General features: G+C 72.7%; 20 protein-coding genes. 5 read left to right on the forward strand and 15 right to left on the reverse strand.

All coding sequences use genetic code 11. The features are described from left to right. Window positions 1–279: 279 nt before the first annotated feature. A complete protein-coding gene (locus EV378_RS06460; protein ID WP_132421787.1) occupies window positions 280–3,660 on the reverse strand; it encodes a pyruvate carboxylase in 3,381 nt (1,126 codons plus the stop codon). Window positions 3,661–3,828: 168 nt separating this feature from the next. Between EV378_RS06460 and EV378_RS06465 the strand changes: the two genes are divergently transcribed. After that, entirely contained in the window at window positions 3,829–4,707 is an 879-nt protein-coding gene (locus tag EV378_RS06465; RefSeq protein ID WP_132421788.1) for a hypothetical protein, read from the forward strand. A 1-nt stretch (window position 4,708) separates the two neighbouring features. Here the strand turns inward: EV378_RS06465 and EV378_RS06470 are convergent, their stop codons facing one another. Further along, on the reverse strand, window positions 4,709–6,895 hold the full coding sequence (locus EV378_RS06470) for an ATP-dependent DNA helicase RecG (protein WP_132421789.1): 2,187 nt from the start codon (window positions 6,893–6,895) through the stop codon (window positions 4,709–4,711). A 117-nt stretch (window positions 6,896–7,012) separates the two neighbouring features. Between EV378_RS06470 and rpmB the strand changes: the two genes are divergently transcribed. Then, window positions 7,013–7,204 (forward strand): 50S ribosomal protein L28, encoded by a 192-nt coding sequence (gene rpmB, locus EV378_RS06475; protein ID WP_132421790.1) that lies wholly within the window; start codon window positions 7,013–7,015, stop codon window positions 7,202–7,204. A 58-nt stretch (window positions 7,205–7,262) separates the two neighbouring features. On the opposite strand, the gene EV378_RS06480 is transcribed toward rpmB, so the two are convergent. From EV378_RS06480 to EV378_RS06545, 13 genes are all read right to left on the reverse strand, one after another. Beyond that, the gene (locus tag EV378_RS06480) at window positions 7,263–7,853 is read right to left on the reverse strand and encodes a DUF1707 SHOCT-like domain-containing protein (RefSeq protein ID WP_132421791.1); all 591 of its coding nucleotides are present in this window, start codon (window positions 7,851–7,853) and stop codon (window positions 7,263–7,265) included. A 10-nt stretch (window positions 7,854–7,863) separates the two neighbouring features. Next, window positions 7,864–8,544 carry a uracil-DNA glycosylase gene (locus EV378_RS06485; RefSeq protein WP_132421792.1) on the reverse strand — a complete coding sequence of 227 codons (681 nt, stop codon included), beginning with the start codon at window positions 8,542–8,544 and terminating at the stop codon, window positions 7,864–7,866. Further along, on the reverse strand, window positions 8,544–9,068 hold the full coding sequence (locus EV378_RS06490; RefSeq protein WP_132421793.1) for a gamma carbonic anhydrase family protein: 525 nt from the start codon (window positions 9,066–9,068) through the stop codon (window positions 8,544–8,546). Before EV378_RS06490 ends, EV378_RS06485 begins: the two co-directional genes overlap by 1 nt. 50 nt (window positions 9,069–9,118) lie before the next feature. Then, entirely contained in the window at window positions 9,119–9,484 is a 366-nt protein-coding gene (mnhG, locus tag EV378_RS06495; protein ID WP_132421794.1) for a monovalent cation/H(+) antiporter subunit G, read from the reverse strand. A 34-nt stretch (window positions 9,485–9,518) separates the two neighbouring features. Beyond that, window positions 9,519–9,785 carry an MrpF/PhaF family protein gene (locus EV378_RS06500; protein WP_132421795.1) on the reverse strand — a complete coding sequence of 89 codons (267 nt, stop codon included), beginning with the start codon at window positions 9,783–9,785 and terminating at the stop codon, window positions 9,519–9,521. Further along, window positions 9,782–10,312: a Na+/H+ antiporter subunit E gene (locus EV378_RS06505; protein WP_243653578.1), complete on the reverse strand. Its 531-nt coding sequence runs from the start codon at window positions 10,310–10,312 to the stop codon at window positions 9,782–9,784. The genes EV378_RS06500 and EV378_RS06505 overlap by 4 nt, the downstream gene beginning before the upstream one ends. A gap of 5 nt (window positions 10,313–10,317) precedes the next feature. Then, the gene (locus EV378_RS06510; RefSeq protein ID WP_243653315.1) at window positions 10,318–11,874 is read right to left on the reverse strand and encodes a Na+/H+ antiporter subunit D; all 1,557 of its coding nucleotides are present in this window, start codon (window positions 11,872–11,874) and stop codon (window positions 10,318–10,320) included. Continuing rightward, window positions 11,871–12,422: a Na(+)/H(+) antiporter subunit C gene (locus tag EV378_RS06515; protein ID WP_424511208.1), complete on the reverse strand. Its 552-nt coding sequence runs from the start codon at window positions 12,420–12,422 to the stop codon at window positions 11,871–11,873. The genes EV378_RS06510 and EV378_RS06515 overlap by 4 nt, the downstream gene beginning before the upstream one ends. After that, on the reverse strand, window positions 12,419–12,994 hold the full coding sequence (locus EV378_RS06520; protein WP_132421797.1) for an MnhB domain-containing protein: 576 nt from the start codon (window positions 12,992–12,994) through the stop codon (window positions 12,419–12,421). The genes EV378_RS06515 and EV378_RS06520 overlap by 4 nt, the downstream gene beginning before the upstream one ends. Next, a complete protein-coding gene (gene mbhE / locus EV378_RS06525) occupies window positions 12,991–15,384 on the reverse strand; it encodes a hydrogen gas-evolving membrane-bound hydrogenase subunit E (RefSeq protein ID WP_132421798.1) in 2,394 nt (797 codons plus the stop codon). Before mbhE ends, EV378_RS06520 begins: the two co-directional genes overlap by 4 nt. A 165-nt stretch (window positions 15,385–15,549) precedes the next feature. Beyond that, window positions 15,550–16,050: a GNAT family N-acetyltransferase gene (locus EV378_RS06530; protein WP_132421799.1), complete on the reverse strand. Its 501-nt coding sequence runs from the start codon at window positions 16,048–16,050 to the stop codon at window positions 15,550–15,552. A gap of 252 nt (window positions 16,051–16,302) precedes the next feature. Further along, window positions 16,303–17,517 (reverse strand): cytochrome P450, encoded by a 1,215-nt coding sequence (locus EV378_RS06540; protein ID WP_341540410.1) that lies wholly within the window; start codon window positions 17,515–17,517, stop codon window positions 16,303–16,305. A 140-nt stretch (window positions 17,518–17,657) separates the two neighbouring features. Next, on the reverse strand, window positions 17,658–19,817 hold the full coding sequence (locus EV378_RS06545) for a malate synthase G (RefSeq protein ID WP_132421801.1): 2,160 nt from the start codon (window positions 19,815–19,817) through the stop codon (window positions 17,658–17,660). Between the two features lie 185 nt (window positions 19,818–20,002). Between EV378_RS06545 and EV378_RS06550 the strand changes: the two genes are divergently transcribed. The 3 genes from EV378_RS06550 to EV378_RS06560 are packed head-to-tail and all read left to right on the forward strand — an operon-like array spanning window position 20,003 to window position 24,043. Then, on the forward strand, window positions 20,003–21,457 hold the full coding sequence (locus EV378_RS06550) for an FAD-binding oxidoreductase (RefSeq protein WP_132421802.1): 1,455 nt from the start codon (window positions 20,003–20,005) through the stop codon (window positions 21,455–21,457). A 19-nt stretch (window positions 21,458–21,476) separates the two neighbouring features. After that, the gene (locus EV378_RS06555) at window positions 21,477–22,640 is read left to right on the forward strand and encodes an FAD-binding oxidoreductase (protein ID WP_132421803.1); all 1,164 of its coding nucleotides are present in this window, start codon (window positions 21,477–21,479) and stop codon (window positions 22,638–22,640) included. A gap of 8 nt (window positions 22,641–22,648) precedes the next feature. Beyond that, the gene (locus EV378_RS06560) at window positions 22,649–24,043 is read left to right on the forward strand and encodes a (Fe-S)-binding protein (RefSeq protein WP_132421804.1); all 1,395 of its coding nucleotides are present in this window, start codon (window positions 22,649–22,651) and stop codon (window positions 24,041–24,043) included. Window positions 24,044–24,402 lie beyond the last annotated feature (359 nt).

Below are 24,402 nucleotides of genomic sequence, written 5' to 3' on the forward strand. Positions count from 1 at the left end.
CGCCCGGGTATGCAGAGCAAAGGCGCAGTTCAGCGACCTTCCCGAGGCGTCGGCCCGCTTGTCTGCGTCACTCGGTCGGCATGCCGTCACATCATCCGACGGGCGATCCGACCGCGTCACCGGACGGGGCAGGCCGACCCCGGCGGCGAACCAGCCCGGTCGGGCGACCGATCGAGCGCCGCATCGCGGTCACCGGAGGCGGGTTCCGGTGGTCGACGACCCCGCCGCACCGTCATGCCCGGTCCGTCGGTGCCGGTCGAGCGTGACGTCGTGGCGGCGCTACTCCAGCTCGACGAGCAGGTCCCCGCCCTCGACCTGCTGCACCTCGCCGATCGCCAGTCGCGCGACGCTGCCGGAGCGGTGCGCGGTGATCGACGCCTCCATCTTCATCGCCTCGATCGTCGCGACCGTCTGGCCGGACTCGACCTTGTCCCCCTCGCCGACCTGCAGCGTGACGACGCCGGCGAACGGGGCCGCGACGTGCGCGTCGTTGCCCTGCTCCGCCTTCTCCGCGGCCTTGACCTCGGTGTGCACCGACTCGTCGCGCACCGCGACCGGGCGAAGCTGCCCGTTCAGCGTGGTCAGCAGCGTGCGGTACCCGCGCTCGTCGGGCTCCGAGACGGCCTCCAGCTCGATGATCAGCGTGACGCCCGGCTCCAGCTCGACGGTGTGCTCGAGGTCCTCCTGCAGCCCGTAGAAGAAGTCCTTCGACGAGAGCACGGACGTGTCGCCGTACTGCTCGCGATGGGAGTCGAAGTCCTTCGTCGGCCCGGGGAACAGCAACGAGTTGAGCGTGCGGCGCGGGTCGTCGCGCAGCCCGCGGCGGTCGTCGATCGAGAGCTCCGCCTTCTCCGCCTCCGGGCTGCGACCCTCGAGCGCACGGGTACGGAACGGCTCCGGCCACCCGGCGGGCGGGTCCCCCAGCTCGCCGCGCAGGAACCCGATCACCGAGTCCGGCACGTCGAAGCTCGCGGGGTCCTTCTCGAACGCCTCGGCGTCCACCCCGGCGCCGACGAGATGCAGCGCCAGGTCCCCGACCACCTTCGACGACGGCGTCACCTTCACCAGTCGCCCCAGCATCCGGTCCGCGGCGGCATAGCAGTCCTCGATCAGCTCGAACCGCTCGCCGAGACCGAGCGCGATCGCCTGCTGGCGCAGGTTGGACAGCTGCCCGCCGGGGATCTCGTGGTGGTAGACGCGGCCGGTGGGCGACGCGAGCCCGGACTCGAACGGCGCGTAGACCTTCCGCACCGCCTCCCAGTACGGCTCCATGTCCCCGACGGCGGCCAGCGACAGGCCGGTCGCCCGCGGTGTGTGGTCGGTCGCCGCGACCAGCGCGGACAACGACGGCTGCGACGTCGTCCCGGCCATCGACGCGATCGCCCCGTCCACCGCGTCCACGCCGGCGTCGATCGCCGTGACGAGCGTGGCCAGCTGACCGCCCGCCGTGTCGTGGGTGTGCAGGTGCACCGGCAGGTCGAACCGCTCGCGCAGCGCCGTGACCAGCGTGCGCGCGGCTGGTGGTCGCAGCAGGCCGGCCATGTCCTTGATCGCCAGGACGTGCGCGCCCGCGTCCACGATCTGCTCGGCGAGCCGCAGGTAGTAGTCCAGCGTGTACAGATCCTCGGCCGGGTCGGCGAGGTCGGCCGTGTAACAGAGCGCGACCTCGGCCAGCGCCGTCCCGGTCTCCCGCACGGCCGCGATCGCCGGGCGCATCTGCTCGACGTCGTTGAGCGCGTCGAAGATCCGGAAGATGTCCATCCCGGTCGTCGCGGCCTCGGCGACGAACGCGTCGGTCACCTCGGTCGGGTACGGCGTGTAGCCGACCGTGTTCCGGCCCCGCAGCAACATCTGGGTGCAGAGGTTCGGTGCCGCCTCCTTGATCGCGGCGAGGCGGTCCCAGGGGTCCTCGGCGAGGAAGCGCAGCGCGACGTCGTAGGTCGCGCCGCCCCAGCACTCGATCGAGAGCAGCTCCGGCATCGTGCGCGCGACGTACGGCGCGACGGCCAGGATGTCCCGCGTCCGCACGCGGGTGGCCAGCAGCGACTGGTGCGCGTCACGGAACGTCGTGTCGGTGACCGCGACGGCGGTCTGCTCGCGGAGACGGCGAGCGAACCCCTCCGGTCCGAGCTGCCGGAGCAGCTGCGCCGATCCGTCCGGAGCCGGGACGTTCAGGTCCACACCGGACGGCAGCTTGTCGACCGGTTCGACGACCTCGGGCCGCCCGCCGTTCGGCTGGTTCACCGTGATCTCGGCGAGGTACTGCAACGCGCGCGAGCCACGGTCGGCGGACGGGCGGGCCTTGAGCAGGTGCGGGCGGTCCTCGATGAAGCTCGTGTTCACGCGGCCGGCCCGGAAGTCCTCGTCCTCGAGCACGGCGGCCAGGAACGGGAGGTTCGTCGCGACGCCGCGCAGCCGGAACTCGGCCAGCGCGCGACGGGCGCGGCGGGCGGCGTTGTGGAAGTCGTGCCCGTAGCAGGTCAGCTTGACCAGCATCGAGTCGAAGTGCGCGGACACCTCGGCGCCGACGTGCACGGTGCCGCCGTCCAGGCGCACGCCAGGACCACCCGGCGAGCGGTAGACGGAGATCGTCCCGACGTCCGGGCGGAACTCGTTCGCCGGGTCCTCGGTGGTGATCCGGGTCTGCATCGCGGCGCCGTTCAGCGTGATCTCGTCCTGGGTCAGCGCCAGGTCCGGCAGCGTGGCGCCGGACGCGATCCGCAGCTGCGCGATGACCAGGTCCCGGTCGGTGACCTGCTCGGTCACCGTGTGCTCGACCTGGATGCGCGGGTTCATCTCGATGAAGTGGTGCTGCCCCCGCTCGTCGAGCAGGAACTCGACGGTGCCCGCGTTGACGTAGCCGATCTGGCGCGCGAAGTCGACGGCGTCGGCGCAGATCCGGTCCCGGATCTCCGGGTCCAGGTTCGGCGCCGGCGCGATCTCGACGACCTTCTGGTGGCGGCGCTGCACCGAGCAGTCCCGCTCGTAGAGGTGCACGACGTTGCCGTCGGCGTCGGCGAGGATCTGCACCTCGATGTGCCGCGGATTCACCACGGCCTGCTCCAGGAACACCGTCGGATCCCCGAACGCGGACTCCGCCTCGCGCATCGCGGCCTCGATGGCGTCGCGCAGGTCGTCGGGCTCCTTGACCCGCCGCATGCCGCGCCCACCACCACCGGCGACGGCCTTGACGAAGATCGGGTAGTCGATGCCGTCGGACGCGCGCAGCAGTTCCTCGACGTCCGACGACGGGTCCGACGACTCGAGCACCGGCACACCCGCCTCGCGGGCGGCGGCGACGGCGCGGAACTTGTTGCCGGTCAGGTGCAGGACCTCGGTCGGCGGCCCGACGAACGTGATGCCGGCCTCGTCGCACGCCCGGGCGAGGTCCGGGTTCTCGGACATGAAGCCGTAGCCCGGGTAGACGGCGTCGGCGCCCGCCTTCTTCGCCGCCTTGATGACCTCCTCGACGGAGAGGTACGCCCGGACCGGGTGGCCGGGCTCGCCGATCCGGTACGACTCGTCGGCCTTGGCCCGGTGCAGCGAGTTCCGGTCCTCGTACGGGAACACCGCGACCGTCGAGACGCCCAGCTCGAACGCGGCCCGGAACGCGCGGATCGCGATCTCACCGCGGTTGGCCACCAGCACCTTGCCGAACATCGCACTCCTCGCTCCCGAACCGGACGGACGCGTGATCGTTGCACGGCAGCGGCGGGGCCGACCACCGTGCGACTCAGGGTGAGACTGGGGGCCACCCCGACGGATTCCGGGGTCGGCAGTCGTTCGGAGCCCACCGCTCGGCGTCCGATTCCGGCTAGCGTGGAGGACATGACACGCCGCCGCTCCCGGCGTCCGGCCGACCGCCGCGCCCACGGACAGTTCCCCGGATACGGGCACGGGCATGGTCACGGCTACGGCGGCGTGGCGGTGCGCGATGCGTACCGCATGGAGCGACGCGACCGGCGCCGCGAGCGGCGGATGCGCCGCAGGCACGGACGACGGGGCGGGCCGCCCGCCCTCCTGTTCGTGCTCGGTGCCCTGGTCGGTCTGGTCTTTCTCGGTGCGATCGCGGTCCGGGTCGCCATCGGGATCGTCGAGGGCCTGTTCCCGCTGATCGTGATCGGCCTCGTCGGGTGGATGATGTTCCGGCTCGTCCGCCGCGCTCGTCGCGCCGCCCCGGCACCGGACGTCCCGCAGCAGGGCCGGCCCGCTACCGGTGAGCAGGTGTGGAACCGCGCGAAGGCGGAGTTCGACCGGGTGCGCGCCGAGTACACCGCCCACGAGTGCGACCCGATGGCCGTCCTGCGCCGTCCCGCCCTGTCCGACGTGTCGGTGGCCAGCACGGCCCGGTTCGTGGACGCATTCGCCGAGGCCCAGGCGTTGGACACGGAGACCTACCCGGGCAGCCCGCACGACGCCGGCTTCGTCGCCGCCGCCGAGCATGCGTCGCGGGCCTGGCAGGCCGCGCAGGACGCGGCCGACCGGATCCGGCTCTCCGGTCTCCCGCCCGCGGAGCGCTCCTCGGTGGAGCGCGTGCTCAAGCTGCTGACGACGGCCCGCGACTCGGACTCCGAGCCGGAGCGTCTCGCCGCCTACGCCCGCGCGCGCTCCGAGCTGGACCGACTGGACCGCGCCGGGATCGTGCACCTGCCACGAACCGCCCGAGCCGCGATCGACGAGAACTCACGGCGAGCTCTTCCGGGCTGAGTCAGGCCTTGTCCAGGTAGGCCGCCCGCTCCTCGTCGCCGACGGTCTCCCCGACGAGTGCGGCGAGACCCGGGTGCCCGGCCAGGCCGGGGTCGGCGTCCACCAGGTCGATCGCGTACACCTGAGCCTTCCGGATGACCTCCTCGTGGCGCAGCAGGGACAGCAGCTTCAGACCCGAGCGGGCGCCGGACTGGGTCGCGCCGAGCACGTCACCCTCCCGGCGCAGCTCCAGGTCGTGCCGGGCCAGCTCGAACCCGTCGGTCGTGCCGGCGACGGCGTCGAGGCGCTCGCGGGCGGTCGTCGCGGCGGGCATGTCGGTCACCAGCAGGCACACGCCCGGCGCCGAGCCCCGGCCGACCCGGCCGCGCAGCTGGTGCAGCTGGGACAGGCCGAACCGGTCCGCGTCCAGGATCACCATGCCCGTCGAGTTCGGGACGTCCACGCCGACCTCGATCACGGTCGTGGCGACCAGCACGTCGGTCTCGCCGCGCTCGAACGCGCGCATCACGGCGTCCTTCTCGTCCGCCGGGAGCTTGCCGTGCAGGATCCCGATCCGCAGGCCGGACAGCGGGCCGTCCTCCAGCTTCGGCGCCACGTCCAGCACGGCCAGAGGTGGGCGTCGCTCCTCACCGTCGGGCCCGTCGTCGTCCTCCGGCGGCTCCTCGGGCTCCTCGACGGCGTCCGGCTTCGACTGGTCCCCGACGCGCGGGCAGACCACGTAGCACTGGTGCCCGCCCTCGACCTCCTCGCGCACGCGCTTCCAGATCCGGTCGAACCACGACGGGTGGTCGGCCAGCGGGACGACCGACGTCGCGATCGGCGACCGGCCGCCGGGCAGGCCGTGCAGCGCGGAGATCTCCAGGTCCCCGTACACGGTCATCGCGACCGTGCGCGGGATCGGCGTCGCGGTCATCACGAGCATGTGCGGGGCGAGCTCGCCGCGACCGCGCAGGGCGTCGCGCTGCTCGACGCCGAACCGGTGCTGCTCGTCCACCACCACGAGGCCCAGGTCGGCGAACCCGACCGTGTCCTGGATCAGCGCGTGCGTGCCGACCACGATCCCGGCGGCCCCGGACTGCGCGTCGAGCAGCGCCTGCCGTCGTGCCTTCGCACCGAGGGACCCGGTGAGCAGCGTGACCGACGTCGCCTCCTCGGCCGCGCCCAGCTCGCCGGCCTGCCCGAGCGGACCGAGCATCGCCCGCAGCGACCGCGCGTGCTGCGCGGCGAGCACCTCGGTCGGGGCGAGCATGGCGGCCTGCCGCCCGGCGTCGACGACCTGCAGCATCGCCCGCAGCGCGACGATCGTCTTGCCGGCGCCGACGTCGCCCTGGACCAACCGGTTCATCGGGTGGGAGTGCCCGAGGTCCTCTGCCACCTCGGCGCCGACGGCGTGCTGGCCGTCGGTCAGCGCGAACGGCAGCCGCGCGTCGAACGCGTCCAGCAACCCGCCCGGGCGCGGCGGGCACGGCGCCGCCGGACGCGACACCGTCGCCTGCCTGCGTAGCGCGAGCGCCAGCTGCACGCCCATCGCCTCGTCCCACACCAGCCGGTGCCGCGACGCGTGGATGTCCGCCTCGGCCTGCGGGACGTGGATCCGGCGCAGCGCCCGCCCCAGGTCGGAGAGCTTCTCCCGCTCGCGCAGCGACTCGGGCAACGGGTCCGTCGGGTCGTCCAGCAGGTCCAGCACCTGCCGTACGCAGCGGGCGACCTCCTGCGAGCTGATCTTCGACGTGGCCGGGTAGACGGACAGGAACGGCCGCAGCGAGTCCGACTCGTCGATCTCCTCGAACTGCGGGTGCGTGAGCTGCAACCGCTTGTTGAACACTCCGACCTTGCCGGAGAACACCGCGCGCAGCCCCGGCTTCACGAACCCCTTGAGCTTGTGTGCGTTGAAGAACGTGCAGTCCAGCTCGCCGCCCTTCTCGTCGCGCACGACGACGTTGAGCAGCTGCCCGCGCCGCGACCGCATCTGGCGCAGCGTCGCCTTCTCCACCTGCGCGACGACCGTGGCGTGCTCCCCGACGACGAGCCCGGCGATGTCGGTCAGGCGCCCGCGGTCCACGTAGCGGCGCGGATAGTGCCGGACGAGGTCCCCGACCGTGGCGATACCCAGCGACGACTCCAGCGCGTCCGCCGCCTTCTTGCCGATCGGGCCGATCAGCCGCGTGTCGAGGTCCGTCCCGCTCACAACCGCGATGCAACCACAGGACCCCGACAACACCGCGTCGCAGGGGCCGGTAGACTCATCCGTCGAGTCCCGGTTCTCCGGGCGTTTCGTGATAGTCCACCGTGAAGGAGTACCGACGTGGCTGCCGTCTGCGACGTCTGCGGCAAGGGTCCGGGCTTCGGCATGCGCGTCTCGCACTCGCACCGTCGGACCCACCGTCGCTGGAACCCGAACATCCAGACCGTGCGCGCGCGGACCAACGGCGGCAACCGCCGCCGGGTCAACGCCTGCACGTCCTGCCTGAAGGCCGGGAAGATCACCCGCGCCTGACGGAGTACACCCGCGCGAACGCCGGTGGTGACCAGTGGTCACCACCGGCGTTCGCGTGTCAGGTCCCGAACATCGCCTTCCACCCGGTGCGCGGGCCACGAATGGTCAGCGACCCCATCCCGGCCTTGCCGGTGACCGTCAGGTGCGGCCCACCGCCGGGGATCGACCCGACCTTCGACTTGATGTCGCCCCACGACCCGCGCACGCCGTCGACGTTCGCCGTCGCGCCCTCCGGCACGATGATCAGGATCTCGCCCATCCCGACCGACACCTCGACGTCGATCCGGTTCGGCACCGACGTCGCCTGCGTGAGGTCGAGGTGGATCGAGCCCATGCCGGAGGTCAGGCGCAGCGACGCGGGTACCCGCCAGTCGCCCTCCCGCTTGAGCGACCCCATGTCGGTACGCAGCTGCAGCGGCTCGGCTCGCTCGGCCGGGGTCGCCGAAGCCATCGGGACGACCTCACCCGCGCCGGGCAGGTCGGCCAGGGGTGGCCGCAGCTCGGAGTACGTCTTCGCCGCGTAGACGGCGTCCAGCCGCTCCTCGAGCTCGGCCAGCGTGATCCGGCCCTCGCCCATCGCCGTGTGGAGACGCTGCGCGGCGGCCTCCCGGTCGGCGTCGGATATCCGCATCTCCCCCGGGTCGCTCATGGCCCCGATTCTATGGCAGCTTCCAGTCGACGGGATCGCCGCCGATCTCCTCGAGCAGGTCGTTGGCCCGGCTGAACGGGCGCGAGCCGAAAAAGCCCCGGTCGGCCGACATCGGGCTCGGGTGGGCCGACTCGATGATCGGCACGTCCACGAGCAGAGGCGCCAGGTTGCGCGCGTCGCGGCCCCAGAGGATCGCCACCATCGGGTCCGCATCGCGTTCGACGAGGGCGCGGATCGCCTGCTCGGTGACGGCCTCCCAGCCCTTGTCCCGGTGCGAGCCGGGCGATCCCGGTTCGACGGTCAGGCACCTGTTGAGCAGCAGCACGCCCTGCTCGGTCCACGGCGTCAGGTCACCGGAGGACGGCGCGGGGTGACCGAGGTCCTCGGAGTACTCGCGGAAGATGTTGGACAGCGAGCGCGGCAGCGGCCGGGTCTGGGCCGAGACCGAGAACGACAGCCCGACGGCGTGACCGGGCGTCGGGTACGGGTCCTGTCCGACGATCAGCACCCGGACCTGGTCGAACGGCTGCTGGAACGCGCGCAGCACGTTGGCACCCGCCGGCAGGTACTTCCGCCCCGCGGCGATCTCCTGGCGCAGGAACTCGCCCATCTGCGTCACGACCGGCGCGACCGGCTCCAGCGCCTGCGCCCACCCGGCCTCGACGACCTCGTTCAACGGCTTCCCGGCCATCAGTCCTCCAGCTTCCGCAGCTCGGCCCGGAACCGCTTCCCGCGCGCGACGTACGACTCGACGGCGTAGCGCCACCGGTCGGCCGGGACCTCGTACCTGTCTCGTACCCGCGCGGGCACGCCCAACGCCATCCGGTAGGCCGGGATGTGGCTGTCCGGCGAGACGACGGCGCCCGCCGCGACGATCGCGCCCTCGTCGACGTCCGAGCCGTTCAGCACGACCGAACCGGACGAGACCAGGACCTTGTTCCCGATTGTCGCGCCCTCGATGTGCACGTTGTGCCCGACCGTGACGTCGTCGCCGATCAGCGTCGGGCGGCGCAGTGTCGTGTGCACGATCGTCCCGTCCTGGATGCTGGAGCGGGCGCCGACGGTGATGTACCCGTCGTCGCCGCGCAGCACGGCCGTCGGCCACACCGAGGCCTCCGGGCCGAGCGTCACGTTCCCGATGACGACGGCGTCCGGGTGCACGTAGGCCTCCGGATGGATGTCCGGGACGGCGTCGCCCAGCGCATAGACAGGCACGCTCCGCAGCCTAGGTACACCCCGTCCGGTGGATGACGCGGGGGCTGCCGTCAGGTGTCGCCGCGGTCGCGCTCGTCGCGCTCCATCTGCGTGGCCAGGTCGTCGACGACGAGCCGCGACCGGTCCAGGGTGCCGCTCCGGTACGCCGACCGCCCGACGATCTGGGAGACCACCGGCGCCGTCACTACCTGGAACAGCACGACCAGCACGAGCGTGATCGCGCTCTCCGGAGACACCCGGAACGCCGTCCCGAGCAGGATCAGCAGCAGGCCGAGCGTCTGCGGCTTCGTCGCCGCCTGCAGGCGGGCGGGCAGATCCGGCAGCCGGACCAGCCCGAGCGCCCCGAGCAGGCAGAACGACGCACCGGCGAGCATGAGCACGGCGCAGGCGATGTCACGGACCAGTTCCCAGGTCATGGCGCCTCCGCGGGAGCGAGTACGTCGGCCCGGCTCATCGGTGGCGCTCCCACCGCTCGAGCAGCCGCGCGGCCGTCGCCGTCCCGACGAGCACGACGAGCGACACCGCGACCAGCAGCGGGATGTTCGACCCGTCCCGGTAGAACGCGACGTACACCGCCGCCGCGGCGACGATCAGCACGACGAACACGTCGAGCGCCGCGATCCGGTCCAGCGTGCTCGGCCCGCGGAAGATCCGCAGCAGGGTCAGCCCGCCCGCGACCACGAGCAGGGCCAGCACGACCGTGAACACGACCGTCATCGCGTCACCTCCGCGGTCGTGGCCCGGCAGAGCGCGATCTCGTCGTCGTGCCCGAACGCGTCGATCACCCGCTGCTGCAGCAGCAGTACCTGGGCGCGCACCTTCCGGGCGTCCTCCGGGCCGGCCAGTCCGAGCGCGTACACGTACCAGACCCCCCGGCGCTGGTCGAGCTGCAGGACGAAGCTGCCGGGGGCCAGTGCCAGCGCCCCGGCGATCATGGTGGCGACCCGTCCGGACCGGGTCAGCATCGGCACCGCGACGATCCCGGAGCGCGCCCGCGGGCCGTAGCGCAGGATCTCCCAGCCGACCGCGAACCCGGACAGCACGAGGTCCACCAGCAGGAACCCGACGAGCCGCAGCACGGCCAGCGGCCGGAACGGCAGCCGTTCCAGCACCGGCGTCGGGAACAGCAGCGTGACGGCCAGCGCCACGACCAGTCCCCCGAGGACGATCTTGACCGAGACCACGCCCCACAGCGCGACCCACACCAGGGTCAGCCCGAGCACCTGCGGGACCCGGCTGCGCATCGTGCTCACGGCGCCGCCACCCCCGGCCCGAGCACGGCGTCCACGTAGGGCGCGCGCTCGATCAGGTCGGAGCCCGCCCGCGTGGTCACCTCGGCCAGCGGACCGGCGGCGACCGCGATCAGCACGCTGACCCCGACGAGCGCGGCGCTTGCCACGAACATCGGCGTCGACGTGCGCGCGGTGCCGACGACCAGCTCGTCACCGGGGTCGTTGTCCGGCAACGGTTCCTTCGGCTTGCCCCAGAACACCCGCACCCAGACGCGGGCCATCGCGTAGAGCGTGAGCAGGCTGGCGAACACGATCACTCCGGCCGCGAGCGACCCGGCCACCCCCGCCCCCACCCCGGCCTCCAGCAGGGCCAGCTTCGCCACGAACCCGGACGTCGGCGGGATGCCGGCCAGCGTCAGCGCCGGGATCGCGAACAGCAGCGCGAGACCGGGCGACATCTTCAGCAGCCCGCCCATGGCGTCGATCGACACCGTCCCGGTCCGCCGGGTGATCAGGCCGCTGACCAGGAACAGGGTTGCCTGCACGGTGATGTGGTGGACGACGTAGAGCGCCGTCCCCGCGACCCCGGACGCGTCGAACACGGCGAGCCCGACGAGCATGAACCCGATGTGGCTGACCAGCAGGAACGACAGCAGACGGTTGAGGTCGCTCTGTGCCAGCGCACCGAGCGCACCGACGACCATGGTCAGGCCGGCGACGACGAGCAGCAGCAGCGACGGGCGGTCGTGCGGGAACACGAGCGTCTGCGTCCGCAGCAGCGCGTAGATGCCGACCTTGGTCAGCAGGCCGGCGAACAGGGCGGTGACCGGTGCCGGGGCGTTCGGGTAGCTGTCCGGCAGCCAGAAGTGCAGCGGGAAGATCGCCGCCTTGATCCCGAACACGACGACGACCATCAGCCCGAGGACCGTTGTCAGCAGCGGCGGCAGCTGCGGGACCCGCTCGGCCAGGTCGGCGAGGTTCACCGTCCCGGTGGCCGCGTAGACGAACGCGATCGTGGTCAGGAACAGCAGCGACGACGCCAGGCTGACGATCACGTACGTCATCCCGGAGCGCACCTGCACGGCGGTCGTCCGCCGGGTGATCAGCACGTAGGACGCGGCCAGCATGATCTCGAACGCGACGAACAGGCTGAACAGGTCGCCGGTCAGGTAGGCCAGCGAGACACCCGTCGAGAGCAGCAGGAAGATCGGGTGGAACGTCGTCGACGGCGTCTCCCGCCCGTAGTCCGAGATCCGCTGGTCGATCGCGTAGACCAGTACGGCCAGCGTGACGACCGTCGAGATCAGCAGCAACAGCGCCGACAGCCGGTCGGCCACCAGCACGATCCCGACCGGCGCGGGCCAGCCGCCGAGCTCGGTGACCACCGGCCCGCCCCGGTCCGCGGCGACCAGCAGCACGGCCGCGATCGCCGACACGAGCACGAGCACGACGATGCCGATGATCCGCTGCAGCCGCGCCGATCGCGATCCGATCACCGACAGCGCGGCACCGAGGATCGGCAGCAGGACCGCGACCGCGGGCAGCGCCGTGAGCAGGGCGGAGTGCGGGGTCACGACGGGTCCGCCTTCTCGTCGCGCGCCGGCTCGTCCCGCCCGGCCGGCAGACCGGCGGGGACGGCCTCGCCGCTCTCCGGGCCGTCCGGCTGCTCGTCCGGCTCGTCGGAGGCCGCGGCCGAGCCCGGGTCCTCGTCGGCCTCCGGGTCGGTGCCCTCGGTGGCGTCCTCGCCCATCGAGCCCTCCGGCCGGGACAGCGCCGCGATCCGGCGGTCCTCGATGTCGTCCTGCACCGTGTCGTCGCCGGTGAGCACCCACGAGCGGTAGCCGAGCGCGAGCAGGTAGGTCGTCAGAGCGAACGTGATCACGATGGCGGTCAGGGCGAGCGCCTGCGGGAGCGGGTCGGTGAACTCCTCGGGGGCCGCGACGCCGAGCACCGGTGCACGTCCCGGCGGGCCGCCCGCGAGCTGCAGGAGCAGGTTCGCGCCGTGCCCGACGACCACGATGCCGATCAGGATCCGCATCAGCGACCGCTGCATGAGCAGGTAGAACCCGACCGAGTAGAGCACGGCGAGCACGAGGGCCATGGCCAGGTTGATGCCGTTCACCGGTCGTCCTCCACCCGGTCCCCGGCGTACACCGCGTCCCGCTCGATCCCGCTGCCGAGCGAGCGCAGCAGGTCCAGCACGACCCCGACGATCAGCAGGTAGACGCCGACGTCCAGCGCCAGGTTCGTGTTCAGGTCCACCTGGCCGACCAGCGGCACGCCGAACGTGGTCTTCGCGCTGGCCAGCACGGGCTCGCCGAACGCGACCGGCAGCAGCGCGGTCAGCACGGCCAGGGTCAGCCCGAGCCCGATCAGCATCGGCGGCCGGATCCGGATCCGGGAGCCGATCTGGGCGCCCTCGATGCCGCCGCCCGCGATGTAGCGCAGCACGAACGCGAGCCCGGCGGTCAGCCCGCCAGCGAAGCCGCCGCCGGGGCCGTAGTGCCCGACGATCAGCAGGTAGACCGAGAACACGAGCACGAGCGGGAACAGCAGCCGCGCGGCCGTCTCCAGCAGCAGCGTGCGCTGGGCGGTGTCGGCGCACTCCCCCGGCAGCGTCCACTCCTCGGCGGGCGCGTCCCAGTCGGCGAACGGCACCTCCTCCGGCGGCTTCTCCTGCGGGGTGGCCGTCATCCGAGCACCTCCTTCTCGTGCTCCGGGGACCCTGCCCCGCTGTCGATCGCGTCGACACCGTCGCCGCGGCGGCGCCTGCGGTCGAACCGGGTGGCCAGCACGAGGCTCGCCGTTCCGGCGGCGGCGATCAGCAGCACGCTGATCTCCCCGACCGTGTCCAGTGCCCGGAAGTCGACGAGGATCGCGGCGATCACGTTGTCGGCGCCGGTCCCGTCGCGGGCCTGCGCGACGTAGGCGTCACTGGCCGTCGACGGCGCGGTGCGGGCGGCGGAGAGCAGCACGGCGGTGAGCGCGACCATGGTGCCCGCGACACCGGCCAGCACCGCCTTGCTGACGGTCGCCCGGCGCGACGGCGGTGCGACACGCGGCCGGTCGAAGTGCGCGGGCAGGCGGCGCAGCACGAAGACGAACGCGACCAGCGTCAGCGTCTCCACCAGGAACTGGGCGAGGGCGAGGTCCGGGCCGCCGTCGACGATGAACAGCCCGCCGATCCCGTACCCGATGGCGCCGACGAGCACGACGGCGGTGAACCGTCGTCGCACCTTCGGCAGGGCCAGCGCGCACAGCACGACGGCGACGCCCAGCGGCAGCTGCGCGACCGCGTCGATGTAGCGGGGCAGCGGCGGCAGCAGACCGTCGACGACGGCCCGGACGACGGCGACGCCGGGCAGCGCCAGCATCGTCACGATGATCGCGCCGAGGTAGGCGGGCAGCGAGCCGGCCTGCAGGCGCCCGGTGACGAACGTGGCGAGCCGCTCCAGCCCGCTGACGATGCGCTCGTATCCGCGCTGGGCGGAGACCGGCGAGGTGATCGCCCCGGCGACGGCGGCCACGCGGTGCCGCATCACGTGCATGGCCAGGCCGACGACGAGCGCGATCGCCGACTCCAGCAGCGGCAGGCCCAGGCCGTGCCAGATCGCGAGGTGGTAGCCGGCGGCGACCGGGTCGGAGCGCTCCGGGTAGGCGGCGGCGTACGACGTCGCGAGCGTGTCCGGCACGAACGTCACCAGCGCCAGCACCAGGCCGGACAGGGCGCAGATCCACGCCGGGACGGTGAGCACCGGCCCGGGCCGGGCGGCCTCGGTCCGCTCGACACCGGGCTTCGTGGCGAACGCGCCCCACAGGAACCGGGCGGTGTACGCGACGGTCAGGATCGCCCCGGCCAGCACGCCGAGGTCCACCAACCATCCACGCAGCCCGCCCTCGTTGAGGTACGCCTGGAACGCGGCCTCCTTGCCGACGAAGCCGAGCAGCGGCGGGGCGCCCGCCATGGACAGCGCCGCCAGCGTCGCCACGGCGGCCAGTCCGGGCAGCCGCCGCCAGAGCCCGGACAGCTCGTCGACCCGCCGGGTGCCGGTGACCTTGTCGATCGTGCCGACGACCATGAACAGCGGCGCCTTGAACAGGCCGTGCGCGAGCAGCATCCCGATGCCGGCGTACGCGGCGATCCGGCTGCCGGAGCCGAACAGCACCATCAGGAAGCCGAGCTGGCTGACCGTGCCGAACGCCAGCAGCCGCTTGAGGTCCGGCTCGGTGAGCGCGCGCCAGCCGCCGAGCAGCATCGTCGCGAGCCCGAGCACGACGACCGGCACCCACCACTCCGGACGGACGGCGAACGCGGGCGAGAGCCGTGCGACCAGCACGACGCCGGCCTTCACCATCGACGCGGCGTGCAGGTAGGCGCTGACCGGCGTCGGGGCAGCCATCGCGGCCGGGAGCCACGGGTGGAACGGGAGCTGGGCGGACTTCGTCAGCGCGCCCAGCAGGATCAGCACGATCCCGGCCGTCGCGGCCGCACCGGTCGGCGGCGCCGCGACGATCTCGGAGATCACGTAGGTGCCCGCGGCGTGGCCGAGCAGCACGATGCCGAGCAGCATCGCCAGCCCGCCGAACACGGTGACCAGCAGCGCCTGCACGGCCGCCCGCCGGTTCGCCTTGTGCAGACCGCCCTGACCGACGAGCAGGAACGACGCGATCGACGTCAGCTCCCAGAACACGTACAGCGTCAGCAGGTCGTCGGCGAGGACGAGCCCGAGCATGAACCCGGCGAACGCGAGCAGCAGCGCCGCCGTGCGCGGCGCGTCCCGGCTGGTCGGCCCGAAGTACCGCACGCTGTACGCCAGGATCAGCGCACCCAGGCCGCTGACCAGCACGACCATCACCAGCCCGAGCGCGTCCAGGCGCAGGCTGAACCCGAGTCCGAGCTGCGGAACCCACTCGATGCGGTCCGACACCCCGCCGTCCAGCGCCTGCCCGGCGTGCGCGAGCGCCCACACCAGCGTCAGCGCAGGCAGCACGGCGGCGACGGCGAACGCCGCCGCCCGGCTGCGCCGCGCGATCCACGCACACGCGCCCGCCACCACCAGGTGGGCGATCACGATCACGAGCACGGTGCGAAGCTCCTAGCGGCGCGGCCGCGGTACGGGCGCGCGTCGTCGGGGGCGGGAACGGCCCCGGTTCGCCGGGGCAGCGCGCGGGGGATGTGGTCGATCCTATCGACCGGGTACGACAGAACGCCCGTCACTCGACGGCGAGAAGGGACACCTTCTCACCGGTCACGGCGCCGGGGCGGGCACCAACGGCTTCGCGAAGCACCGCGAGCGCTCGTCACCACGGTGCTCACCGAACACCGCGATCGCCTCGTAGCCGCTGCTGCGGTACAGCGCGATCGCGTCCGGCTGCGCTGTCCCGGTCTCCAGGATCATCCGGGTGCGCCCCTGCTCGACGGCGGTGCGCTCGAGCCCGGCGAGCAGCGCCCTGGCGTACCCGAGCCCGCGAGCGGCGGGCACGACGTACATCCGCTTGATCTCCGCGTCGCCGTCGCGGACCGGGTCGCCGCCCGCCTCCGCCGGGTCCAGCGACCGCCACGCACCGGACACGACGGGGACGCCGTCGTCGTAGCCGATCAGGTAGGTCCCGCGCGGCGCCAGGAACTGCGCCGTCTCCAGCCGGGTGAGGTCGACCTCGCCGTAGACCCGCGCGTAGTACGCCTGCACCTCGTCGTTCAGCGCGACGGCATGGGGGTGGTCGAGGGAGGCGACGCGCAGTTCGAGCACGCCGTCGAAACTAGATCAACGCCGGGGCGAGCCGCTCCAGCGCGTCGACGCCCTCAGGGTCGACCATCGCGGCCTGGTCGGGGTATCCGACGCCGAGACCGAGCACGAGCCGCCCCGGGAAGGCGTCGGCGAGCTGGGACGCCGCCGCGTGCGCCGTCTGCGCAGGCCGGGCCCAGCGCGGCGCGGGCGGCTGTCACGGTGTCGTTCACGAGCACCTCCGATGACAGCGACTGTCATCAGTCCGGCGCGACGTCACCAGGTGACGGGCAACGTCCGGATCCCGCCGGTCAGCACGTTGCCGCGGACCTCGATCTCCGACCGGTCGACGGCGAGCGCGAGACCCGGGAAGCGGGCCGGCAGCGCCCGGAACACCTCGGTCAGCTCGACGCGGGCGAGGCTCGCTCCGACGCAGAAGTACGGCCCGTGGCCGAACGCGAGGTGGCTGCCGCCGCGTTCGGCGTCGAAGCGCTCCGGTTCCGGGAACGCCTTCGGGTCGCGGTTCGCCGCCACCGGGGAGAGCAGCACCGCGTCGCCGGTGCGGATCACGACGTCGCCGACCGTGATCTCCTCGTGCGCGTAGCGCGGGATGCCGCCCGCGTTGCCGGGGGCGGCCAGGCGCAGGATCTCCTCGACGGCCGTGTCGGCACGCGACGGGTCCGCGGCCAGGGCCGCCCACTCGCCGTCGCGATCGAGGAGCAGGAGCACCCCGACGTCGATCCGCCCGACCGTCGTCTCGTGCCCGGCGAACAGCAGGCCGGACCCGAGACCCGCCAACCCGTCCAGCGCGGCCTCGCCCTGCGGTCCGTCGCCGACCATCCCGGCGAAGTCGGACAGCACGTCCTCGCCCGGGTCGGTGCGCTTGCGCTGGATCAGCTCGCGGATGTAGCCCTGCAGCCGGCCTGCGGCCTGCTCGGCCAGCGTCCGGTCGTCGAGCCGGGACATGTCCTCCGACCAGCCGGCGAACCGGTCCCGATCCTCGAACGGCACGCCGAGCAGCTCGCAGATCACCAGCACCGGTAGCGGGAACGACAGGATCTCGTGCAGGTCGGCCGGCGCTCCGGCGGCGGCGAGCGCGTCCAGCCGGTCGGACACCAGTCCCGCGACGTGCTCACGCAACCGGCCCATCCGCCGCGCCGAGAACGCGGGCGCGAGGAGCTTGCGCATCATCGTGTGGTTCGCGCGCTCGGTCTCCGGGCTGCCCCCCATCGGCCCGCCGAAGATCACCGAGCTGGAGATCCGCGCGGCGTTCTCCGGGTCCGGGTGCGAGCGCCCGAGCCGGGGGTCGGCGAACAGTGCGCGCGCCTCGTCGTAGCCGGTGACCAGCCACGCCACGTCCCCGGCCGGGGTACGGACGTGCGCGATCGGTGCCGACTCCTGCAGTGCGCGGAGCTGCGGGGCCATCTCGAGGACGTCGTCGCGGGCGAACGGCATCCGGGGCAGGTCGTCGGTGCTCGTGGTGGTGGTCACGACGTCGACGCTACGACCGCGCACCCCGTCCCGCGTCCGTCCGAGGGTGGACATCGGGTCGATGATCGGCGGACGTGGAGCAGATCGTTCGCTCGGCGGCCGTCCCGCTCCACGACCGGCGATCACCGGGATGGGGTGGGTCAGGCGCGAGCCTTCGCCTTCTGACGCCAGGTGGTCAGGGCGCGCTCGGTGTAGCCGTTCGGCTCCTGCTTGCCGGCGAACACGAGCTCCAGCGCGGCCTGGAAGCTCTCGCTGCCGTCCAGGTCGGGCGCCATCGGCGGGTAGCCGTCCTGACCCCGGTTCTGCTCGTCGACCAGCGAGGCCATGCGCGCGAACGTGTCCCGGACCGTCTGCTCGTCGACGACGCCGTGTTCCAGCCAGTTCGCGATCAGCTGCGACGAGATCCGCAGCGTCGCGCGGTCCTCCATCAGCCCGGTGCCCTCGAGGTCCGGGACGGTCGAGCAACCGATACCCATCCCGACCCAGCGCACGACGTAACCGAGCATCGACTGCGCGTTCGTCTCCAGCTCGTAGCGCTTGTCCTCGTCGGAAAGGTCCGCCACGCCCGCGTCGACAGGGAGCTCGAGCAGCTTCCGGCGGTCGGCCTTGTCCCGCTTCGCGATCTCGGACTGGACGGCGTGCACGTCGGTGCGCAGGTAGTGCAGGGCGTGCAGCGTCGCGGCCGTCGGCGACGGCACCCACGCCGTGTTCGCGCCCGCCTTCGGCTGGCCGATCTTCTGCTCCAGCATCTCGGCCATCGCGGCGGGCTTGGCCCACATGCCCTTGCCGATCTGCGCCTTGTGCTCGAACCCGGCCTCGAGCGCGACGTCGACGTTGCGGTCCTCGTAGGTCTGCAGCCACGTCGTCGACTTCATGTCGCCCTTGCGCAGCACCGGTCCGGCCGCGAAGCAGGTGTGGATCTCGTCGCCGGTGCGGTCCAGGAAGCCGGTGTTGACGAAGATCACCCGGTTGACGGCCTCGCCGATGGCGGCGGCGAGGTTGAGCGTCGTCCGCTTCTCCTCGTCCATGATGCCGATCTTGATCGTGTTCGTGTCCAGGCCGAGTGCCTCCTCGACGGCCGCGAACAGCTCGACGGTCAGCGCGACCTCCTCGGGGCCGTGCTGCTTCGGCTTCACGATGTAGATCGAGCCGGCGCGGGAGTTCGTGTACGGGCCGATGCCCTGCAGGTCGTAGACGCCCGCGACGGCCGACACGAGCGCGTCGAGCACGCCCTCGGCGACCTCGTGACCGTCCGCGGTGAGCACCGCGTTCGTCGTCATGTGGTGGCCGCAGTTGCGCACCAGCATCATCGAGCGGCCCTGCAGCGTGAGCGGGTTGCCGTCGGCGCCGGTGTACTCGCGGTCCGGGCTCACCCGCCGGGTGACGGTCTCGCCGCCCTTCTGGAACTCCGAGACGAGGTTTCCGGTCATCAGCCCGAGCCACGTGCGGTAGGCGAGCGCCTTGTCCTCGCCGTCGACGGTCGCGACCGAGTCCTCCAGGTCGACGATCGTGGTGACGGCCGACTCCAGCACGACGTCGCTCACGTCGGCGTGGTGCTGGCGCCCGACCTGCGTGCTCGGGTCGATCACGAGGTCGACGTGCAGGCCGTTGCGGACCAGCAGCACGTTGCCGGTGTCGCCGTCGGCGTTGAAACCCGCGAACCGCGACGGGTCGGCCAGTCCGACGGTGCCGTGGTTCGTGGTGTCCGCGACCAGCCCCTCGGTCGACGGCCGGTACGCCGTCACGTCCCGGTGCGAGCCGGTGGCCAGGGGAAACAGCTCGTCGAGCAGATCGTCGGCGGCCTCGATGACCTGGGCGCCGCGGCGCTCGTCGTAGCCCTTGTCCAGCTCGTGGTCCTGCGGCAGCGCGTCGGTGCCGTAGAACGCGTCGAACAGCGAGCCCCACCGGGCGTTCGCGGCGTTCAACGCGAAGCGCGCGTTCGTGGACGGCACGACGAGCTGGGGCCCGGGCACCTCGGCGATCTCCGGGTCGACGCGGTCCACGTCGATCGTCGGCGCGCTCTCCGGTTCCGGCGCCAGGTAGCCCAGCTCGGTCAGCAGCGTCTCGTAGTCGTCGCGGGAGCCGACGCCGTGCTCGGCGTGCCAGGCGTCGATCCGTGCCTGGACGTCGTCGCGACGGGCCAGGGCGTCCGCGATGCGCGGCGCGAAGCGCTCCTGGAGGTGGGCGAGCGTGGACCAGAAGTCCTTCGCGTCCAGCTCCACCTCCGACAGCAGCTCGTCCTCCACGAAGGACAGCAGGTTCTCGTCGACCTGCAGGCCGGAACGCTCGGACCGGTTCACCGGAACCACCTTCTCGCTCGGGTTGTCGTCTCCCCGGATTTCTACCAGTGGACTTTTGTTTCCGCATCATGGAAGTTAGGGGGAACACGGGTCCGACTTCTGCGCAGGCGTTCTGTCGGGGGCCCGTCGTACGCTCGCCGGGCCGGGTACCCCGAACGGCACCGCGGAGAACAGGAGGTCGCCCGATGGCTCTGGACCCCCGTGTCCGGGAGGAGTTCGTGGCCGCCGTCGGCGCGGCCGACGTGATCGACGACCCGGTACGCACCCGCACCTACGAGTGCGACGGGCTGACCGGCGCCCGCGTCGTGCCCGCGCTCGTCGTGCTGCCGCGCAGCGCCGAGGCGGTCGCGGCGAGCGTGCGGATCTGCGCTGAGCACCGGATCCCGTTCGTCGCGCGCGGAGCCGGGACCGGGCTCTCCGGCGGCGCGCTGCCGGTCGCCGACGGCGTGGTGATCGGCCTGAACCGGCTGAACCGGATCCTGGAGATCGATCCCGAGAACCGCCGGGCCGTGCTGGAGCCGGGCGTCACGAACCTGGAGATCACCGGCGCCGCGTCCCCGCACGGCCTCTACTACGCGCCGGACCCGTCGAGCCAGCAGGTGTGCACGATCGGCGGCAACGTCGCGGAGAACTCCGGCGGCGCGCACTGCCTGAAGTACGGGTTCACCACGAACCACGTGCTGTCCATGGAGGTCGTGCTGCCCGACGGGTCGGTGGTCACGCTGGGAGCGGACTCCGGCGAGCAGCAGGGCCCCGACCTCCGCGGCGTGTTCCTCGGCTCGGAGGGGACGCTCGGCATCGTCACGAAGGTGACCGTGCGGCTGCTGCGGGCGCCGGAGACGATGCGCACGCTGCTGGCGGACTTCCCGTCGGTCGCCGCGGGCGGGCGGGTGGTCAGCGACATCGTGGCCGCCGGGATCGTGCCCGCCGCCGTCGAGATGATGGACGCGCTGGCGATCGAGGCCGCCGAGGGCGCGACCGGGGCCGGGTACTCGCTGGACACGCCGGCCGCGCTCGTCGTCGAGCTGGACGGCACCGTCGAGGAGTGCGACGACCAGTTCGAGCGCGTCAAGGAGATCTGTGACCGGCACGGCTGCACCCGGCTGCACGTCGCGGCGTCGCCGGAGGAGCGGGCGAACATCTGGCGCGGGCGCAAGGCCGCGTTCGCCGCGGTCGGCCGGATCAGCCCGGACTACATCGTGCAGGACGGCGTGGTGCCGCGGACCCGGCTGGCCGAGGTGCTGGACCGGATCGCCGAGATGGGCGAGAAGGCCGGGATCCGGGTGGCCAACGTGTTCCACGCGGGCGACGGCAACCTGCACCCGCTCGTGCTCTACAGCGAGGCCGCGGGCGAGGCGGAGCGAGCCGAGGAGCTGTCCAAGGACATCGCGGAGCTCTGCGTGGAGATGGGCGGGTCGCTGTCCGGCGAGCACGGCATCGGCACCGACAAGGCCTGCTCGATGCCGCGGATGTTCGGTGAGGACGACCTGGAGGTCTTCCACCGCATCCGCACCGCCTTCGATCCCGAGAACATCTGCAACCCCGGCAAGCTGCTACCCACCCCGCGCCTGTGCGGTGAGCGGCCCGGCAGGTACCGGCCGCACCCGCTCGAGGAGCAGGGCGTCATCGAACGCCTGTGACGTGAGGACCCACCCGACGATGACGAGCACAGCACCCACCACGCTGCGTCCCACCACGCCGAAGGAAGTCCGCGACGCCGTCCTGGACACCCCGGGGCGGCTCGCGGTCACCGGCGCCGGCACCGCGTACGACTGGGCCGGACGGCCCGCCCCGACCGACGCCACGCTCGACCTGAGCGGCCTGTCCGGCGTGATCCACCACAACCCCGGCGACATGACGGTGTCGGTGCACGCCGGCACCCCGTTGCGCGAGTTCGCCGACGAGGTCGGCGAGCACGGCCAGCGGCTGGCGTTCGACGCCGGTCGCGTCGCCCGCGGCGCCACCGTCGGGGGGCTGGTCGCGACGGCCGACGCCGGCCCGTCGGCGCTGGTCTACGGCGGCATGCGGGACCTCGTGATCGGGACGACGACGGTGCTCGCCGACGGCACCATGGTGCGCAGCGGCGGGCATGTGATCAAGAACGTGGCCGGCTACGACGTGGCGAAGCTGCTGCACGGGTCGTACGGCACGCTCGGAGTGCTGGTCGAGGTCGTGCTGCGACTGCACCCGGTCCCGAAGGCGACGGCGACGGTGGCCGTCGGGTGCGGGCTGGACGACGCCGCCGCGCACGCGGTCCGGCTGGCGGAGAGCCCGCTGGAGCCGATCGCCTGCGAGTGGATCTCCGAGGACGCCGGAACGGCCGCGCGGCTGCTGGTCCGGCTGGAGGGCGGGGAGACGACGCTGCCCGATCGGGTCGGTCGGCTCGTCGAGCTGCTCGGCGACGGCGCGCACGAGGTCGACGCCGCCGTATGGGACGAGCACGCCGCCCTCACAGCGGGGCTCCCGACCGAGGGGTCCGATGCGGTGCCGGAGGTCACCGGTCCGCGGCAGGGTGCCGTCGTGCGGATCGGCACGATGCCGGCGCGGCTGCCGTCGCTCGTCGGCGGGCTCCCGACGACCGGCGTGACCGCGGGACTACTGACCGGCGTCGCGACGGTCACGGTGCCGGACGCGTCCGTCGCCGAGACACACGACGCCGTCGCGGCCGTGAACGGCACGTCCGCACTGCGGGACCGGCCGGACGCGCTCGACGCCCCGGCCTGGGGCCCGGCGCCGTCCGGCGTCGCCGTCCTGAAAGCGATCAAGAACCAGCTCGACCCGGAGGACCGGCTCTGCCCCGGCCGCTTCGACCCCTGGATGTGAGGTAGCACGTGACGACCACCCCGGCCGGCTCGGCCGAGACCAAGATCCCGCAGCAGGGCCCGAGCGCGTTCGACCCGCACCGCCCGCCGGAGCGCGAACTGCTCGACGACTGCGTGCACTGCGGCTTCTGCCTGCCGACCTGTCCCACCTACCAGCTGTGGGGCGAGGAGATGGACTCCCCGCGCGGCCGGATCCTGCTGATGGACCTGGCGTCCAAGGGCGACATCGCGCTCGAAGGTCCGTTCTCCGAGCACATCGACAACTGTCTCGGCTGCATGGCGTGCGTGACGGCCTGCCCGTCCGGCGTGCAGTACGACAAGCTGCTCGAGTCGGTGCGCCCGCAGATCGAGCGCAACGTCGAGCGCGGACGCGCCGACAAGCTGTTCCGTGACGCGATCTTCTCGCTGTTCCCGTACAAGCGGCGGCTGCGGGCGGCGGCGCTGCCCGGTGCGCTGTACCAGAAGCTGCGGAAGGTCCCGGCGATCCGCGCACTCGCCGACAGGCTCCCTGGACGGCTCGCCGCGATGGAGTCGCTGCTCCCGCCGGTGACCGTGCGGGAGGCGTTCGCGACGCTGCCGGTCCACACGCCGGCGATCGGCGCGCGCCGCGGCCGGGTCGCCCTGCTCACCGGCTGCGTGCAGGACGTGTTCTTCCACCGGGTGAACGAGGCCACCGCCCGCGTGCTGTCCGCAGAGGGCTGCGACGTGCTCGTCCCGGCCGGCCAGCAGTGCTGCGGCGCGTTGGAAGTGCACGCCGGCCGCGAGGAGGACGCGCTCGGCAGGGCGAAGCGCACGATCGCGCGGTTCGAGTCACTGGACGTGGACGCGATCGTCACGAACGTCGCGGGCTGCGGATCGTCCATGAAGGACTACGGCCACCTGCTCGCCGACGACCCGGAGTGGGCCGAGCGGGCGGCCGCCTTCTCGGCGCGGTGCAAGGACGTGCACGAGGTGCTGGCCGAGCTGTACTCCCGGGACAGCGAGAGCAGCGGTAGCGGAACGAGCCTCGATGCAGCCGGTGGCCCGCGTGCTCCGCGGACACCGATCAAGGGCAGGGTCGCCTACCACGACGCGTGCCACCTCGGGCACGCCCAGGGTGTGCGCTCCCAGCCGCGGGAGGTGCTGCGCACGATCCCGGACCTGGAGCTCGTGGACGTCGCCGAGGCGTCGCTGTGCTGCGGCTCGGCCGGCATCTACAACATGGTGATGCCGGACGCGGCCGCCGAGCTCGGCGAGCGCAAGGCCGGGAAGATCCGGGACGCGAAGCCGGACGTCATCGTCACGGCGAACCCGGGCTGCCTCCTGCAGATCGGCAAGTACCTCGGCGACGAGACCACGCCGCTCCTGCACCCGGTCCAGCTCCTGGACGCCAGCATCCGCGGGGCGGCGGTGCCGCACCGCTGAGGGCCGGACCCGGCGCATCGTCACGGACCGCAGCCCCTCGTCACTGGGCTCATGACCGTTGTCCGGCGGCGTAGCGCCGCGTCCGGCGGCGTAGCGCGTCCGGCGACACAGCGCGCCGTCGGGACCGTGGCGCGTGCTGCACCGTGGCCGCGCAGGGCGACGACGCGCCCCGACCGAACACGGCACGCTGCCACGCCCGCCATGCGATGTGCCGCACCCGCCGTCGGCGTGCCGCACCCGTCGCAACACATGCGGCACGCCGGGACCCAGCACGGCCGCCGGGACCCGAGTGCAGCCGGCCGGGACGGCGGGCCGTGCTCCCCGACGGTCGAGCAGACCTCTCCGCCGCACCGTGCACG

It is taken from the genome of Pseudonocardia endophytica (genome assembly GCF_004339565.1).
In the GTDB taxonomy this organism is placed as follows: domain Bacteria; phylum Actinomycetota; class Actinomycetes; order Mycobacteriales; family Pseudonocardiaceae; genus Pseudonocardia; species Pseudonocardia endophytica.